General features: G+C 44.7%; 13 protein-coding genes. 11 read left to right on the top strand and 2 right to left on the bottom strand.

Features of this window, described 5'->3' with window-relative positions; translation table 11 throughout:
* Positions 1-140: 140 nt before the first annotated feature.
* Positions 141-1,691 carry a murein biosynthesis integral membrane protein MurJ gene (gene murJ, locus ACPEGP_RS06750; RefSeq protein WP_068403772.1) on the bottom strand — a complete coding sequence of 517 codons (1,551 nt, stop codon included), beginning with the start codon at positions 1,689-1,691 and terminating at the stop codon, positions 141-143.
* A 146-nt stretch (positions 1,692-1,837) separates the two neighbouring features.
* Complete coding sequence (ampD, locus tag ACPEGP_RS06745) at positions 1,838-2,446, bottom strand: 1,6-anhydro-N-acetylmuramyl-L-alanine amidase AmpD (RefSeq protein WP_423812973.1); 609 nt, start codon at positions 2,444-2,446, stop codon at positions 1,838-1,840.
* A gap of 208 nt (positions 2,447-2,654) precedes the next feature.
* On the opposite strand from ampD, the gene ACPEGP_RS06740 reads away from it, so the two are divergent.
* From ACPEGP_RS06740 to ftsZ, 11 genes are all read left to right on the top strand, one after another.
* Complete coding sequence (locus ACPEGP_RS06740) at positions 2,655-4,916, top strand: DUF4105 domain-containing protein (protein WP_423812972.1); 2,262 nt, start codon at positions 2,655-2,657, stop codon at positions 4,914-4,916.
* Between the two features lie 81 nt (positions 4,917-4,997).
* On the top strand, positions 4,998-5,855 hold the full coding sequence (locus ACPEGP_RS06735) for an SDR family oxidoreductase (protein WP_423812971.1): 858 nt from the start codon (positions 4,998-5,000) through the stop codon (positions 5,853-5,855).
* A 61-nt stretch (positions 5,856-5,916) separates the two neighbouring features.
* Positions 5,917-6,906 (top strand): hypothetical protein, encoded by a 990-nt coding sequence (locus ACPEGP_RS06730; RefSeq protein WP_423812970.1) that lies wholly within the window; start codon positions 5,917-5,919, stop codon positions 6,904-6,906.
* 76 nt (positions 6,907-6,982) lie between these two features.
* Positions 6,983-7,714 (top strand): orotate phosphoribosyltransferase, encoded by a 732-nt coding sequence (pyrE, locus tag ACPEGP_RS06725; protein WP_423812969.1) that lies wholly within the window; start codon positions 6,983-6,985, stop codon positions 7,712-7,714.
* Positions 7,715-7,848: 134 nt separating this feature from the next.
* Entirely contained in the window at positions 7,849-8,820 is a 972-nt protein-coding gene (gene gshB, locus ACPEGP_RS06720) for a glutathione synthase (protein WP_423812968.1), read from the top strand.
* Between the two features lie 400 nt (positions 8,821-9,220).
* Positions 9,221-10,306 (top strand): undecaprenyldiphospho-muramoylpentapeptide beta-N-acetylglucosaminyltransferase, encoded by a 1,086-nt coding sequence (gene murG / locus ACPEGP_RS06715; protein ID WP_423812967.1) that lies wholly within the window; start codon positions 9,221-9,223, stop codon positions 10,304-10,306.
* A gap of 77 nt (positions 10,307-10,383) precedes the next feature.
* The gene (gene murC, locus ACPEGP_RS06710; protein ID WP_286797448.1) at positions 10,384-11,841 is read left to right on the top strand and encodes a UDP-N-acetylmuramate--L-alanine ligase; all 1,458 of its coding nucleotides are present in this window, start codon (positions 10,384-10,386) and stop codon (positions 11,839-11,841) included.
* An 11-nt stretch (positions 11,842-11,852) separates the two neighbouring features.
* On the top strand, positions 11,853-12,980 hold the full coding sequence (locus tag ACPEGP_RS06705; protein ID WP_423812966.1) for a D-alanine--D-alanine ligase: 1,128 nt from the start codon (positions 11,853-11,855) through the stop codon (positions 12,978-12,980).
* Between the two features lie 454 nt (positions 12,981-13,434).
* Entirely contained in the window at positions 13,435-14,232 is a 798-nt protein-coding gene (locus ACPEGP_RS06700) for a cell division protein FtsQ/DivIB (RefSeq protein WP_423812965.1), read from the top strand.
* A gap of 195 nt (positions 14,233-14,427) precedes the next feature.
* The gene (gene ftsA, locus ACPEGP_RS06695) at positions 14,428-15,720 is read left to right on the top strand and encodes a cell division protein FtsA (protein ID WP_197488851.1); all 1,293 of its coding nucleotides are present in this window, start codon (positions 14,428-14,430) and stop codon (positions 15,718-15,720) included.
* 242 nt (positions 15,721-15,962) lie between these two features.
* Entirely contained in the window at positions 15,963-17,159 is a 1,197-nt protein-coding gene (gene ftsZ / locus ACPEGP_RS06690) for a cell division protein FtsZ (RefSeq protein WP_068403791.1), read from the top strand.
* Positions 17,160-17,397: the final 238 nt, after the last annotated feature.

Below are 17,397 nucleotides of genomic sequence, written 5' to 3'. Positions count from 1 at the left end.
AGTCCCCGAAATTATGTATTTAGTAGTAATTATGGCAACTATCAGCCGCATTCACTGTCAATTCTCATACCTAGCTTGTTTTGGTTTGGTAAGTTACAGCCCTACTCAGGGCTTAACAATAAATGCTTAATAATAAGTGCTTAACCATGCTTTAGCTGGCGCGGCCGGAAACCTGTTGCTAGTAGCACGACGCCATAAACCACCGCACCAACGACGCACATAATCAGCAGCGCAACGATACGTTTCCACTGCGCATCATTGGTTGGGAAATAGGGCAGCATGACATAAAGCACCGCAACCATAGAGGCGGTAGAAAGCCCAAACTGGCCAAACAGCTTTTTCCAATGACTGCCAAAGCGGAAAATCTCGCGCTTATGCAAGAAGTAATATAACAAGCCTGCGTTCACAAATGCCGCACCCGTCGTTGCCAATGCCAAACCACCATGTAGCGGCATATCTAAGAAATAAAAGATACCGATAAAAATCACACTAAAAATCATATTGGCAAAGACGGAGATAATACCGATTCTGACTGGCGTTCTGGTGTCTTGACGGGCAAAAAAGGCGGGCGCGAAGATTTTAATTAACATAAAACCTAAGATGCCGCCTGCCATGCTTTTTAGCGCAAGAGAGCTCATTTGCGCATCGCGTAGGGTAAATTCGCCACGTAAAAACAGCGCTTGCATGAGTACGTCGGAGAGTATAAATAATGCTGCCGATGCCGGAACGCCGACCAAAATAATTAAGCGCGCTGCCCAGTCGATGGTCTTTTTAAAGCTGACGTCGTCTTTTTGCGCTTCACTTTTCGATAGACTTGGTAAAATAACTGTACCGATAGCCACCCCAATTAAGCCAAGTGGCAACTCGCTCATACGCTCAGCAGCATAAAGCCAAGAAACCGAACCGCCAATCATTAACGAGGCAAATACGGTGTTGAGCAGCAAATTAATCTGGGTGACAGAAACGCCAAAAATAGCCGGCAGCATCAGCTTTAAAATACGGCGCACGCCTTCGTGTTGAAAGTCTATTTTTGGGGCGACCAGTAGTTTTTGTTGCGAGAGCTGTGGTAGTTGTATCAATAACTGCAGTAAACCTGCAATAGCGACAGAATAACCCAGCGCCATGATAGGCACATCAAACATCGGCGCAAACACTAGGGCGCCACCAATCATACATAGATTTAGCAAAACAGGCGCAAAGGCGGGCGCGGCAAAACGTCCGTAACTTTGTAAAATACCGCTGGCAAAAGCGGTCATAGAAATAAACAATAAATAAGGGAAAGTTAAGCGTAGCAGTTCAGCAGTGATAGCAAATTTATCGGGTTGATCAGCAAAGCCTGGGGCAAATAAGGTCACCACCCAAGGGGCGATTAAAATCACCACGACCGTTAGCATGGATAAAACCAGCAGCAGTGCGCCTGACGTGCGACTGACTAAAATCTGAACCTGCTCTAGGCTGTATTTTTCTTTATATTCAGACAGCACAGGAACAAACGCTTGGCTAAAGGCGCCTTCGGCAAATAGGCGGCGTAAAAAGTTGGGTATCTTAAAGGCGACCAAAAAGGCGTCCATTAGACCACCGGCGCCAAAGACGCCTAACAAAACGACATCACGCACCAAACCTAAGATACGCGACAGCATGGTCATACTGCTGACCACCATGGTTGAACGAAATAACCGACTTTTTGCCATGAGAACCTATTTTGCTAATTTGTTTGCTGATGCAGAATTGTTAAAAAACTGACGGATTATAGCACTTTCATTACACTGATAAACGCATTGAATGTGGAATAACATCTGTCGATTACAGAGATTTTAATAAGAGTGTTTACTCAATCTTAGTTGTAAAGTGATGACTGACTTGCAAAATGGCGGGCAACCATCTCTCGCAACTTTGTCCATTCAAAATAATCACCGGGGTCAGTTTTGCGACCGGGCGCGATATCACTATGACCAGTAAGATGCCTACGAGTTTTTGGATAAGCGTCATAGATAGCGACGATAACTTGGGCAAGCGTTTCGTATTGAGCCGCGCTAAAGGACACAAAATCTGAACCTTCAAGCTCAATGCCAATGCTATAATCATTACATTCAGGGCGACCCAAGTAGCTGGAGCGCCCAGCATGCCACGCGCGTTCGTTAAAATCGACAAACTGGGTAATCGCGCCATCACGCTCTATAAATAAATGTGCTGAGACTTCTGCACCTTTAATAGTCTGAAAGTATGGATGCGCCTCCCAGTCTAATTGATTGGTAAACAAGGCTTTGACGTAATGTAGACCGTCAGCATCACAAGCGCCAAACTCATTGGGCGGCAAGCTAATATTGTGAATAACGATAGCATCAATCGCGGTATTTTCAGGACGTTTATTAAAGTTGGGCGAGGCAAGCCAAGTCGCAGCGGATAACCGACCGGCATGGATAGTCATTGGCGATGCTGTGGACATAATACTCTCTTTTATAATGTGATAATAAGGGCGCAGTAAATACTATTAGTTATATTTTATTATCAATAAATGGCGCATTTAACTAAAAATAACCTTTAAAAAAAGTTGTTTAAAATGTTTTAAGACAGTGATACATCATATCACTCTAATAATTCGATAGAATTCTAACGCGTTACGCGTCTGACCCCCACAGTGCGAGATGTTACTCATGTCCTTATATTCAAAATATTCAAACCTTTTGGCGCTAGATTGTACGCCAACGAACACGCTAACAAACATTGGCAGGCGAGCACGTTTGCCGCTTACCATAGCTGGACTGCTACTGACCGCGCAAGCACAGGCTTTTTTGCCAACGCCTGCAGCACTTGTGATGACAGGGGAGTTGGCACTGGATGCCAATGAAACTATGGATAGCAGTTTGGTCACCAAATCACAAAATGCTGAGCCAATATTAACGGCTTATACGAAGCCCATTGTTGCCAAAGCAAATGCCGAATCAAATAATACCATCAAAGAAAGTCACAGCCCAAAGGTAGAGGTAGCTTCTTCTGCATCTAATACTAAAAATATTAATGACGCCGATACAGAGCAGCTACTAGCCTCATGGCGTGCGCAAGCAAAAACAAAAAATCTCGCTCAGCATACGACATGGCGACGATTGTTATATTTCTTTGATGATCAAAAGAATTTAATCGGCAAGAAAAAAGACAGCAGTATCGTTGATGGTGCTGCATTTTACTTAAGCAAAAATGGACAGCATGATTCAGCGGCCGAGCTTGATGCCTTGCTGGTTGCCCTTGCTGACGAAATGGCTACGACTTCGGATAACGGCACTGCTAATAATAATACATCCAATCGTGCGACTGAAAATTTAGTACAAAATTCAGTAATGTGCCGTTTCCCAGCGCGTGTCCAGTGGCTGACTGATACACTCAATATCGACAAAAGCGGCTTGCAAACCGACTGTCCAGAGCTGAATGACTGGATGCAAAAGCTGGCACCTGAGCAGCTGTCTATTATGTTTGCACAAGAATATTTAGACAATCCTATTTCAGCTTTTGCTCATACATTATTGCGTATTGATTCTAAAGCCAGCGTTGCCGATCCAAGCCAAATTCATCATGCAGTGGCGTTAAATTATACGGTAGGCGGTGACTCAAGCGATAACTTTTTGGTCTATGCCATCAAATCGATGAGCGGTGGTTATGACAATTTGATTGAAATTGACCCATATCCGGAGAAGCTGGCGAAATACCTGCAAGAAGATGAGCGCGATGCGTGGACGTATCAATTGGCTTTGACCCCAGCGGAAGTGCAGCAGATTATGCTGCATGTCTGGGAGACCAAGGATTTGAAGTTGCCTTATTACTTCACCACTGATAACTGCGCCTCTGAGATTTTACGCTTGATTGACGTGGTACGCCCGCAGCAGCATTTATTAAGCCGCCTGCCTTATGCCGTGATTCCGTCAGATGTGGTGCAATTGCTCGATAGCGAAAATCTACTTGCCAGCACCAATTATACGCCTGCCGATAGCACCTTACGTCAAGCGCAGTTAAACAAGGTTAAAGAGCAGCGTGCGCAATTGGGCTATCATAATAGTGCTAAGCAGACGCTCAATGAGATTAAGTCTGCTCAGTTAAATCCGATTTCTAGCATTTCAGACGACGGACAAACGTTATTACCACGCCGTATTGCAGTAGCGGATAACAATCCGATAGACAGACATCCGCTGCAGCTAGGTTTTATTGGGCTAGGGCAGCGTGGTGATAATAATTATATGGATTTAGGTGTGCGCGCAGGTTATCACGATACCCTTGACCGTCCGTCAGGTTTCCCGCAGTTCTTTGATTTAGAAGGCGCGGCTGCAACCTTGCGTCTGTATGACACCGATAATGATAAGGCCCATCAGCCAAGTAGTGTGGTCTTGCAAAATGTGACTTTGGTGCGCGGGCGCTCATTTAATCCGGTAAATTCTGCCAAAAAAGGTAAAACCTGGGGCGCAAGTATCGAAGCGACACGCGTAAATGACGGCTCACAGCAGGATGGTAATGATCATTTAGTCGGCAGTTTAGGCTATGAAATGGGTTGGTCGTGGGCCTTTGGCACCCCTAGCGCGGGCACAGGCGAGATGCCGCCGCAGCTATGCTATACGTTCTTAGCAGGTACGGCGCAAGCAGGCCGCGGTATTAATAAAGGCTATCGTGTCGGCGCAGGCGTCAATGTTGGTTGCCGTTATCAGATTAACAATCAGTTACGTGCGCAGGCTGAATTGCAACTGCCATATTGGTATCATGGCAGCAGCGATGAGTCTAATGCCCTTGGTCATTATTGGCAGCCGATATCGACATTAGGGCTACAGTACGATATTGATAAAAAACAAGCGTTACGTATCAATGCCAACTACGAATGGCAAGATCGTATCGATGCCAAAGAAGACATACAGCTGTCGTATAGACGCTATTTTTAGTATCTTTTATGAAAAGCCCTTTTATTAATAAAGGTTTTAATAGACAGTCCTCACAAGTAGTTATCGAACAAAGGATAAATGATGAGTACGCAAAATTTACTGATTATTGGTCAAGGTGATATCGGCTTACCAGTCACCAATAAGCTCGCTCAAGACGGTTTTAACGTCACGGGGCTGGCACGTCGTGAGCGTCACCATTATGCTTTAGATGCTAACGCTAAGTTTTTGCAAGCCGATGCGTTAACGCTCAGCGCTGAGCAGCTGCAAGACTTTACTGCGATAGCAATTATCGTCACCCCCGATGAGTATTCGTCCAGCGGCTACCATGATAGTTATTTGGCCATCAGCCAACATTTAGCAACATTGGCGGATAAACTAACCAATCTTACGCGCGTTGTTTTTATCTCATCAACGGGTGTCTATGGGCAGGATAATGGCGCATGGATTGATGAAAATACCGTCCCTGTAACGCCAGAGCGTGAAGCTTCGCAAGTGATATTACAAGCAGAACAAGTTTTACAACAAAGTTTTGCTGCTAAGGCGATTATCATTCGCCCGAGTGGTATTTATGGACGCGAGCGCCTGATGCGGCTGCGTAAAGCCCAGGAAAAACAAAAAGAGCCAGTCGCCGCCGAGCACTGGAGCAATCGCATTATGGATCGTGATTTGGTTACTATTATTGCCAATGTCATGACCATAGGCACGCCAAAACCACTTTATATCGCTACTGATTATGCACCAGTCACCACTTTTGAGCTGAGCACTTGGTTAAGTGAGCAAATAGATACAGAGCCGCCTGCTATTGACGACAATAAAACAGCGGTTACGGGGAAACGCTTGCATAGCAACATTCCCTTAGCTTGGCTGGACTATCCTGATTGGCAAGCAGGTTATCGAGATATTTTGCAGCATCAAGAGCAAAAACAACATCAAAAGTAAAATGACTGTTCGATTGCTTTTATTTTTACATCTTTTAAATTGGTAAGCCTAGGGAACATCTATGACTCAGCATTCTACTTCTGACGATGGTTTATCCAGTGCTGATTTTATGGCAACAGAGGAGCAGTTTGCAGAAGGTCATACTGAACAGTCCGCTCATTTAGCAAATAGTCAGCAGCCGGCGATTGTCCATCCTAATTTTGATCCTAAGCGTTTGCCAATTGATCCTGCTCGGCCATTGACTGATATTCCAGAGCCTGCGCGGCGCTTAAATGGTCAGCTGCGCCGCTTATATGGCCGTTCGACTCGTTTTTATCAGCCTAAGATCGACAGCTTATCGAAATGGGCGCTAGTGGCTTCAGAAGCATTGGCCGAGCATTTATCACTGCTCAGTGCGGCAAAGCTGATTGAGCTGCCCGAGAGTTTTTATCACAATCACAGCGATCAGCCGTTATTATCGCCATTGACTGATATGACGTTGCTTGATATGGCAGATATTCAGCGCGCGCTACAGGCATACCCAAAGCTGACACGTTATGGGTTTGCAAGAGTCGATAGCATAAATATTGATAATAATATTAATAAGCCTTTAAAGACAGAATCCCTACGAGCATTGACCAGACGTTATAATCCTGATGAGCTGCTTAATAGCGTCTATGCTGACGATTGGCAAGTGGTATTGCAGCCGCAGCAATTTGACAGCGGCGCGGGCAGTTTGGCGACCGATATTATGGCTTGTAGTGTCGCCGTCCATGCTTTAAAGCAATGTAGTACGCGCAAAACCATCAATCACAGCTACAGCGCGGCGCAGATTTGTCAGCATCTGCGTAGTTATTTGCTCAGTCAAATAGTGTTTGAGCCCGCACAGCGCCATGCTTATCGTCAAGTGCGCTTATTTACGGGGCATATTATCGTTGCTGCCTATCATTTAGGCTGGGACATACAAGTCAGTCACGATGGGCAATGCTACTTTACTATCTCATCGCGCTGCGGATTATTGACGCGTTATGCGAATATGCAAGATTATGATATCAACGGTTGGTCAAGTTAAGCCGACGCGACTATAATGCCTTGCACAACTTTTTGATTGTTCAATTTTCATTTTTCTTTGCTGATAGGAAGACCCTATGCTGAATGCCGCCACGCTTAATAACGCTCAACATGCACAAAACGCCTCATTTTCATCGCATCAATTTATCCAATTGGCTTTAGACAATCAGGTATTGAAATTTGGCGAGTTTGTGCTTAAGTCTGGACGTATTAGTCCATACTTTTTTAATGCAGGTTTGCTGGCGTCAGGTGAGATGTTATCGTTATTAGCGCGTGGTTATGCCGATGCCTTAGCGGAAAAGATGGCTGAACAAATGGCAGCTAGTGATAATGGTACAAATGAGCAAGAGCTGGTCATTTTTGGTGCTGCTTATAAAGGCATTCCCTTTGTCGCCGCAACCGCACAAGCGTTATGGCTACACCATGGCATCAATGCCAAATGGGGCTATAACCGTAAAGAAGCCAAAACCCATGGCGAAGGTGGTAATTTAGTCGGCGCTGATGTCAGCGGCAAGGCGGTTTGGGTGCTTGATGATGTGATTACCGCTGGTACAGCAATGCGCGAAGTGGTAGAGATTTTAGAGCAAGCGGGTGCCAGTGTGGCTGGTATTATCGTTGCGCTTGATCGTAAAGAAAAAGGTTTGGCGGAGCGCTCTGCTATTCAAGAGTTGGCTGAAACCCTAGATGTACCAGTACGTGCCTTGGTAGATATCGATGATTTAATCAGCTACTTAGCAGGAAGTAGCACCGATAAAGATGCCGCCCAGCTTGCAAGAATGCAGCATTACCGCGCCCAGTACGGCGTATAATTTATCGCAAATGTGGCTGCACTCAGGTCATGTTTAAATAAAGTTTAAGTGACATTTGAGCCATACGCTATGTCCTCAATGTCTTTGAGATGTTTGCTTAAATAATTAATACTATAACGAAAGTGAGCCTTATCATGAGCCAAGAACAACAAAAAAAATCGTTAAAAATACTGGTCATTATGGATCCAATTGAGCTGGTCAATTATAAAAAAGATACCACGCTGGCGATGATGTGGTCGGCGCAAGACCGTGGGCACAGCCTTGGCTACTGTCAGATTCATGATTTATGGCTAGACCGTGGGCAATTGATGGTCGATAGCCAGCCGGTGACAGTCAAACGCGATCCCAATGACTTTTATGCGTTGGGTGAGAAAGCGATAGCGCCCGTCAGCGACTATGATGTGATTTTGATGCGTAAAGATCCGCCGTTTGATATGCGTTTTATTTATGCGACCTATATGCTTGACCATGCTAAAGCCGCAGGCGTGCTAGTAGTTAATGACCCACAAGCGATTCGCGATTGTAATGAAAAGCTCTTTGCGACGTGGTTTAGCGATTATATGAGTCCAACGATTGTTACCAGTAAACAGGCGCATATTCGCAAATTTATTACTGAGCAGCAAGACGTTATCGTTAAGCCTTTAGATGGTATGGGCGGCACGGGTATTTTCCGTTTAACCTCTGATAGTCCAAATATCGGCGTGACGCTGGAGATTTTAACCGAGCTCGAGACCCTGCCAATTATGGCGCAGCGTTATTTGCCAGAGATTAAGCAAGGCGATAAGCGCGTGCTGATCGTCGATGGGGAAGTGGTCGATTATAGCTTGGCGCGTATTCCGGTAAAAGGTGAGACGCGCGGAAATCTTGCCGCCGGTGGTAGTGGGGTTGCGATGCCGCTCACCGATATCGAGCGCCAAGTGGCAGAGGTAGTGGCGCCGATTGTCAAAGAAAAAGGGCTAATGTTCGTTGGTTTAGACTTAATCGGTGGCCGTATCACTGAAATTAACGTTACCAGTCCAACCTGTGTGCGTGAGATTGATGACCAATGCGGTACTGACATTGCAACTGACTTTATAATCGCTATCGAGAAAAAACTGGCTGTTTAAGCTATTTATTCTAAAGTATTGGTCTAAATAAAGCCTTTAAACGATAAGTTTAGGCAACGCCGTAAGGATAGAGTAATTTATCACTAAGCTATGTGCACAATACTTGAAAAACAGTGTGCTAAGCTATAACGATAGACCGTATCTCTTAATAGCACTTTTAAAAAGTGATAAAAAATCATGAAAAATGATTTTTTGACCTGTTAAGTGAATTTATAAAAGCCAAGCCGCGATGAATCACGGCTTGGATTTTTATTATTCATACGGCACAAAATGCTGTCTATCCGGCAGCGATTTACACTATACTATGCGGGCTTTTATAAGGCTGTTTTGGTTCGATAGATAGCGCAATCAAAAGATAATAAGTCTTTCATATACATAAAGAAAAGATAGGCAGACGTTCATGAAAACACCGCATATATTAATGATGGCTGCGGGGACAGGCGGGCATGTATTTCCAGCGCTAGCAGTTAGCGAAGAATTGACCAAGCGCGGCGCGGTTATTCACTGGCTGGGTACGCCAAATGGCATGGAAAATCGCTTGGTTGCACCGACTGGCTATCCTTTTCATGCGATTGATATGCAAGGGCTGCGCGGTAAAGGCGTAGGGCGTTTGCTTAAGCTACCGGTTAATTTGTTGTCAGCGACGATGGCGGCGATCAAAGTCATCCGTGGCAATCAGATTGATGTGGTTGTTGGCTTTGGGGGTTATGTCACCGCGCCCGGCGGTATTGCGGCGCGTTTGACCAAAACGCCGCTGATTATCCATGAACAAAATGCCATTGCTGGCATGAGCAATCGTTATTTGGCCAAGATGGCGACCAAGGTCATGCAAGCGTTTGAGAATACCTTTGCTAGTAGCGAAAGTGATAGCAAGATAGAAACGGTGGGGAATCCTGTGCGCAATGCTATTAGCGGGGTTGCCGAGCCTAGTGTGCGTTACGATGTCAATGATAGCTCGCCGCTTAAATTATTGGTGGTTGGTGGCTCGCTTGGCGCGCAAGTGTTAAATGAGACGCTGCCAAAAGCATTGGCTTTGCTTGACCGCCTGTTTGAGGTACGTCATCAATGTGGACGCGATAATGAGGCTACCACGCAAGCGGCGTATGATAGTGAAGCATTAAGCGCCCATCAATTTACCGTGCAGCCATTTATTGATGATATGGCAGCGGCGTATAATTGGGCTGATATCGTGGTTTGTCGAGCTGGGGCTTTGACAGTGACGGAAATTCAAAATGTTGGGATAGCGGCAATATTTGTCCCGCTACCAAGCGCCGTTGATGACCATCAGACCGCCAATGCGCGCACCTTGACCGAGCACCAAGCAGGGATTTTGCTGCCACAAAATGAGCTAACTCCTAACAAGCTGAGTAATGAGCTCAATATGCTAGATAGACGCGCTTGTTTAGAGATGGCAGAAAAAGGCCATGCGCTTGCCAATCGTCAAGCTTGTCAGCGAGTTGCCGATATCATCTGGCAGGCGTTATAAGAGCTGATTGTTTTGTTTATTATTTTTATTACTTATTATTAACCAAATTTGTTCGCCTTCAATAAAGAGAAAACCCTATGCCGACCTCTGCTAAATCTTTAACCAAACGTTTGATTGAAATACCAGAAATGCGCCGTATCCAGCATTTGCATTTTGTTGGTATTGGTGGCTCGGGGATGTGTGGTATCGCTGAAGTGATGAACAATCAAGGTTATACAGTCAGTGGTTCGGATATTGCTGAAAGCTTAGTGACGAAGCGCTTAGCAGAAATTGGTATTGATATTGCGATTGGGCATGATTCCAAAAATATCGCCAATGCCGATGTCATCGTCGTCTCGTCTGCCATCGACCGTAGCAACCCTGAAGTAAAGGCAGCGCTTGAAGCGCGTCTGCCTGTGGTACGCCGTGCAGATATGCTCGGCGAGTTGATGCGCTATCGTCATGGTATCGCTGTAGCGGGCGCGCACGGTAAAACTACCACTACCAGTCTGCTGACCACCATGATGGCGGAAGGTAAGCTCGATCCGACTTATGTCATTGGCGGTAAATTAAATGCTTCTGGTAAAAATGCCGCGCTTGGTAGCAGCCGTTATTTAATTGCCGAAGCCGATGAATCTGATGCGTCGTTTTTAACTTTGCATCCGATGGCGGCGATTGTCACCAATATTGATCAAGACCATATGGAAACCTATGGCAACAGTTTTGATAAATTAAAAGCCGCTTATATCCAGTTTTTACAAAATATGCCGTTTTATGGGTTGGCGGTGGTCTGCGGTGACGACCCTGAGTTGTACGCTATGATTGATGACATCGGGCGTCCGGTATTAACCTTTGGGCTTGAGCCGTTTAACGATGTACAGGCGGTTGATTTGGTCAGCGAAGGTACAAAAACTCACTTTACCGTGCTACGCCGTGACCGCGCGCCATTACGTCTGACTTTAAATATTCCCGGTGTACATAACGTTTATAATGCACTGGCTGCTATTACCATGGCAACCGATGAAGGCGTCGACGATGAAGCGATTACGCGCGCCCTACAAAAATTTGCCGGTGTCGGTCGCCGCTTTGAGCAGCAAGCGTCTGTAGAGATAGACGATGGTAACGTCTTGCTGATTGATGATTACGGTCATCATCCAAGAGAAGTCGATGCAACCATTAAAGCGGCGCGTCAAAGCTTCCCTGAGCGCCGTTTAGTCATGATGTTTCAGCCGCACCGCTATAGCCGTACGCGTGATTGCTTTGATGATTTTGTCGAAGTGCTTTCAAGCGTCGATGAGTTGTTGTTATTGGACGTTTATCCTGCTGGTGAAACTCCGATTGCTGGTGCTGATACCAAAGCCTTGGCACGTAGTATCCGTTTGCGCGGCGCCGTTGAGCCAACGATTATTGATAAAGCTAATATCGCCCCGGTCATGCAGCGTTTGCTCAAAGCCAATGACATGCTAATTACTCAAGGCGCAGGAAATGTCGGACAAATAGCAGTCGAATTGGCCGCTAATAATCTATATATCAAACAAGCCGCAAAAGAATTTTAGGAATAAGACTCATGACTATCAATAACCAAGAAAACATGAAACAAGAAAACAATCAGCAAAAAAATGAAAGCAACATTGATAAAAGTATCAATGCAGACGCTAAAACGACGATTGTCAATCCAGAGCTGGCATTGGTAGCGGCGGCACAAGCACAGCAAGATGATGCTGCAAGTCATGAGCAAAACGATAACGCCGTTCCTAGCATCGCAAACAGCAAAGTCAAAGACGCCAGTCAGTTTGGTAAAGTTGCCGTCATTTGTGGCGGCAGTAGCAACGAGCGCAGCGTCTCATTAGACAGTGGGGCTGCCGTATTAAAAGCGCTACAAAATCAAGGTGTAAATGCCACGCATTTTGACCCAAAAGATCAAGATATTACCGAGCTGCGTAAGTTTGATCGCGTGTTTAACGTCTTGCATGGTCGCGGCGGCGAAGACGGTCTGCTACAAGGCGTGCTGCAATGGTTTAATATTCCGCAAACCGGTTCTGGTATTTTGGCATCAGCGCTTGGAATGGATAAAGTCCGCACCAAGCAGCTTTGGCAAGGCTGCGGCTTATCAACCGCGCCATTTTCATTGTTAACCGCGGATACCGACTGGCAGCAAGTAGTAAATATGCTTGGACTACCGCTGATTATCAAACCAGTCCATGAAGGCTCAAGCATTGGTATGACCAAGGTCAATAACCTTGATGAATTGCCTGCCGCTTATGCAACGGCGGTGCAGTGCGGTGACGCGGTGATGGCTGAGCGCTGGATTACTGGGCGCGAATTTACCATTGTTATTATCGATGACGAAGCTTATCCGGTTATTCGCCTTGAGCCTGCTGATATCACCAACTTCTATGATTTTGAAGCCAAATACAACCGTAACGATACCAGCTACTACATACCTTGTGGGCTAAGCACTGCGGATGAAAAGCACCTACAAGATTTGAGCTTGGCGGCATTCCGTGCTGTCGATGCTAAAGGCTGGGGACGTATTGATGCGATGCAAGACGAAGCAGGCAACTTTTGGCTACTCGAAATTAATACCGTACCGGGTATGACCAGTCATAGTTTAGTGCCAATGGCTGCCAAAGCTCGCGGTATGGATTTTGAGGCTTTATGCTGGCATATTCTAGCGCAAACTTTAGAAGTATAGATTTGGCCAAATATACATTTGCTTAAATATCCTTTAAATGGGCTGTTTAACGTTCTTTAATTAACCATACATTTAACCATGAAGAGCACTACTTAATACAGACAAATGTATCGCTAGCCCTGCTATAACACAGCTTCATGTAAACTTGTGTAAATTCGTTGTTAGTAGTAAGGGTTGAGCTATTGTTTAAACGTAAAATACGTTAATATTGTAATTATTGGTCTATATTAGTGATATTTATAGTTATTTACGCAATTTCTTTAAGTTATTCATTAAATAAGAAAAATGTTACGTTTTAATGCGCCTAACTGAGCTTTATCGCTCGTTTTAGACAAATAAATTGATAATATGGCAGTTTCATCGATTGCTGTACCGATTAGCGGATTTACCATTAATAATAAGCACTATTGGCATTATGCAAATAGTTTAAGCAAAAATAGGGACGACGTGTATTATGACTCAAACTGTCAATGACATCGCTGACTTGATGAGTGATAAAACCTCGCACCCTAAATCTAATTTGCAAATACCCTCCATGCTCAGATATTTTTTCACAGTGTTGGTGTTAGGTTTGCTGGTGCTGATATTGGTCATGGGCGGTAAAGCATTGCGTGATGCACCGCCTGCCGCTATTCATGTCGACGATAGAGGGCTGACCGTAGCGCAATATCGTGCGTTACAACAAGTAATGAACCAACAGAGCGTAAGCAGTTTTTTTACCTCTGATTTGCAGGCGCTCAGAGATATCTCTACCGGTCTTGCTTGGGTGGACCAAGTCAGTATCAGCCGTGACTGGCAACAAGGTATTGTCGTGAAAGCGCTACCAAAACAGGCCGTGGCAAATTTTGGTACCGAGCGTTTAGTCGATGCCAAAGGGGCGGTTTTTGTGCCGGCTGATAGTAGAGAGCTGACGCAAGAGCAATTTGCGACGCTGCAAGGCGATATAGCGCAAGCGCCAGTTATTATGCAACAGATGCAACAAGTTAACGACTGGTATGCACCGCTCGATATGCAAGTTGAGGATATCATTTTATCGCCAAGAATGACGTGGCTGATTCGCTTTGATAATGGCTTACGTGTTATCGTTGACAATGAAAACACCGCGCAAAAACTGTTGAATTTAAGTCAACTGCTTGGTAATCAATTAAGTAATCGCCGCGATGAAATGCAGTCTGTCGATCTTCGTTATAAAAATGGATTTACTATCGCATGGAATTTGGCGCCCCCAAAAGATGGTGAAACACCGCCATAAAATAGCATCGTAAAATCATACTAAGCAATAAGAATAAAGCACCATAAATTAAGAAAGCAGTCGATTTCCAATACCCGTTTGCTTCTTGATAAAGAGAGTTTACTGATAATATGACCGCGTGATCATAACGCATTTTTCAATGATTTAATGGAGACATCATTTGCTCTCCTGTTTAGCGATAATTTGTCTGGTACCATGAAAAATACTGAAAATCTGGTTGTTGTCCATTTAAGTGCCACGGCAGTCTATGTCGTTATTGGTAATGTTGTGTCTGCAAAAGACATACGTATTATGGGTGTGGGGCAAGTTAAAAATAACGACTTCTATCAAGGTCAGATAAAGCATCGCGAACGCTTACAAGGCGCTATCAGACAAGCGATTCAAGAAGCTGAAGACACTGCCAATTGCCGCGTGCATAGCGTTTGGCTGACCTTAGCGACTCCTGAGCTGTTAAGTAAAAACAGTGCCGGAGATGTTAGGGTAGAAGACGAAGTTGTCCGCGCTCAAGATATGGTACAAGCGTTATCCAATGCTAAGTCACAAGATTTGTCGCCTGATTACTATTTGATGCATTGTTGCCAACAAGGTATTTATATCGACAATCAAGAGTTTATGGTTGACGATGCCATTGACATGGTCGCGCATAATATTACCGTCATGTATCATATGATGATGATGCCTGTCTCTAGCCGCCAGAACATTCAAAAACTTTTGCAAAGCTGTGACGTCGGTATCGACCACATCGTTTTTGATGCGGTGACCAGCGCAGAATATAGCTTGATGCCCGATGAGCGCCAGCAAGGCGTTTGTTTGGTCGATATTGGTGCCAGTACCACCAGTATTTGCGTCTATAAAGAAAATAAGCTGATTTTTACCCATTGTATTGCCACGGGTAGCCATGAAGTGACGATGGACATTTCAGCCGATGTTGGTATCTCAATGATAGAAGCTGAGCGCCTTAAAAAAACGCACGGTACGGTTGATGTCAATAGCGTCGATCCCAGCTCGTTCTTTCTATTTAAGCCGCAAGGCTCAGGTGACGAGATTAATATTGGTACTTATAATCTAGCGCGCATTATCGAAGCGCGCTATGAGCAAATATTTACCGAAGTGGTACGCCAATTACATGATGCTGACTTGTTAGGCTATATTGATAAAGGACTGGTACTTTCAGGCGGCGGCAGCTCTATTAAAGGCATGATACCTTTTGCCAAAAAATTGCTAAAAATGCCAGTAGTATTGACCAATACCCATCCTGCGATTAGCGCTTATAATCACTTTGACAATGATGAATCGTTTAAACAGCTGAATATGCAGGTCAATGATCGCGCTTATCAAACCGCATTTGGTACCTTACTATATAGTCAGAGCGAGCAATTTCGTCGTAGTGAAAAAAGTGAGCCAGAAGCGATTCAAAAAAGTCGCGTGAAGGGTGTTTTTCAAAGTGCCGGACAACGTTTTGCCAGTGTACTCAAAAAGATATTATAATTCTGCTGGCAAATTTGCTTCTGTTAAGCGTTAAGCAGAGAAGAGTAAGTCACAGCATAATAAGCAAACAGATTAATAGCAGCACCCTGTACCATAACGGCATACATTGGCAACGCATGACTATTTAAGCCATTGCCCTGTTTTAATTAAATACGTTTATATATAGTAAGTCGATAGCGCGCCCTATGAGTGTGTTACTACGTATCGACCATCACGCTATCTGCAACTGGAGAAATCTTTTTATGTCAAAATACACCATGCCAGATGATAATCAGCTTCAAAGTAACGGCCAGGCAAGCTTCACTGTATTCGGTGTGGGCGGCGGCGGCGGTAATGCGGTTGAGCATATGGTACAACAAGGGATTAGAGGTGTAACATTTGTCTGTGCCAATACCGATAAACAAGCGCTCGATCGTCTAACAGCGCCGCATAAATTGCAGCTTGGTGCCAAAACCAACCGCGGTCTTGGCGCAGGGGCAAACCCAGAAGTCGGTCGTGAAGCAGCAGAAGCAGATGAAGAAGCCATCCGCGCGTTACTCGAGCACTCAGATATGGTGTTCATTACCGCAGGTATGGGCGGTGGTACAGGTACGGGTGCAGCGCCAGTGGTTGCGCGTATTGCCAAAGAAATGGAAGTCTTGACTGTAGCGGTTGTGACGACGCCGTTTAAGTTTGAAGGTGGTAAGCGTATTAAGGCTGCCAAAGCAGGTATTGAGCAGTTGACCAATTTCGTTGACTCAATCATTACGATTCCCAATGATAAGCTTATGAGCGTCTACGGCAACATCTCTATGCAGGATGCTTTCAAAAAGGCCGATGACGTTTTATTGCATGCGGTACAAGGTATTGCAGAAACCATCGCTAGCGAAGGTATGATTAACATTGACTTTAACGACATTCGCACCGCGATGACGGCTAAAGGTCATGCTATGATGGGTATTGGACGTGCTAGCGGCGATGATCGTGCGCGTCAAGCAACCGAAAAAGCCATCAGATCGCCGTTACTTGATGATTTACGTTTAGAGAATGCCAAAGGCTTACTCGTTAACGTTATTTCATCTGAGTCTTTATCACTCGATGAGATGAGCAAAATCAGTGTCATCGTTGAAGAAATCACCGATATCGACGACGCCCATATTTTCTACGGCTCTGTTATTGATGAAAAAATGGGTGATGATTTGCATGTGACGGTTATCGCAACAGGTCTGACCTTAGATGAAAATGCGGGTCAAGAGCCTGAAGTCGTGGAGCAGCCAGTACCTTCTGTTAATAGTACCCAGCCTGTGGATCCGAACTTGCACACCAGTGCGCTAAACAGCCAAAAACAAGCGCAAGCGCAGTATCAAGAAAGCCCCGTACGCGCAAATGTGACGCAAGAACAGCCTAAAACTAAAACCAACAGCATTCAAGACTACCTTAAGCGTCAACAGAATAAATAGTCTTTAACAAAGCAATCGTTAGATAGTTTGGATAAAAAAGCCAGTATTTCGATACTGGCTTTTTTGTTTTTTAAAAAAATAAAAAAATATAAGGTTGATGGTTAATAAATAGGCTTTAGTCATAATTTAGCTAAGATTGAGCATTTGTTACGTTATAAAAATAAACGTTAAAATAATGACGATAAGTGTTATCAATCAAAGAGATAAGCAAATTAACGCTTTTTAGCGCTAGCGAAAT

Origin of the sequence: Psychrobacter sp. 219-2-C (genome assembly GCF_049560815.1) — a bacterium.
GTDB classification, from domain to species: domain Bacteria; phylum Pseudomonadota; class Gammaproteobacteria; order Pseudomonadales; family Moraxellaceae; genus Psychrobacter; species Psychrobacter faecalis.
Note: the sequence above shows the minus strand (reverse complement) of the source record. Positions and strands in the feature narration are given on the sequence as shown.

Coding starts and splice junctions, on each gene's coding strand:
- pyrE (WP_423812969.1), top strand. CDS start 6,983: ATGCTGAATGCCGCCACGCTTAATAACGCTCAACATGCACAAAACGCC.
- ACPEGP_RS06705 (WP_423812966.1), top strand. CDS start 11,853: ATGACTATCAATAACCAAGAAAACATGAAACAAGAAAACAATCAGCAA.
- murC (WP_286797448.1), top strand. CDS start 10,384: ATGCCGACCTCTGCTAAATCTTTAACCAAACGTTTGATTGAAATACCA.
- gshB (WP_423812968.1), top strand. CDS start 7,849: ATGAGCCAAGAACAACAAAAAAAATCGTTAAAAATACTGGTCATTATG.
- murG (WP_423812967.1), top strand. CDS start 9,221: ATGAAAACACCGCATATATTAATGATGGCTGCGGGGACAGGCGGGCAT.
- ACPEGP_RS06730 (WP_423812970.1), top strand. CDS start 5,917: ATGACTCAGCATTCTACTTCTGACGATGGTTTATCCAGTGCTGATTTT.
- ACPEGP_RS06740 (WP_423812972.1), top strand. CDS start 2,655: ATGTCCTTATATTCAAAATATTCAAACCTTTTGGCGCTAGATTGTACG.
- ftsZ (WP_068403791.1), top strand. CDS start 15,963: ATGTCAAAATACACCATGCCAGATGATAATCAGCTTCAAAGTAACGGC.
- ampD (WP_423812973.1), bottom strand. CDS start 2,446: ATGTCCACAGCATCGCCAATGACTATCCATGCCGGTCGGTTATCCGCT.
- murJ (WP_068403772.1), bottom strand. CDS start 1,691: ATGGCAAAAAGTCGGTTATTTCGTTCAACCATGGTGGTCAGCAGTATG.
- ftsA (WP_197488851.1), top strand. CDS start 14,428: ATGAAAAATACTGAAAATCTGGTTGTTGTCCATTTAAGTGCCACGGCA.
- ACPEGP_RS06735 (WP_423812971.1), top strand. CDS start 4,998: ATGAGTACGCAAAATTTACTGATTATTGGTCAAGGTGATATCGGCTTA.
- ACPEGP_RS06700 (WP_423812965.1), top strand. CDS start 13,435: ATGACTCAAACTGTCAATGACATCGCTGACTTGATGAGTGATAAAACC.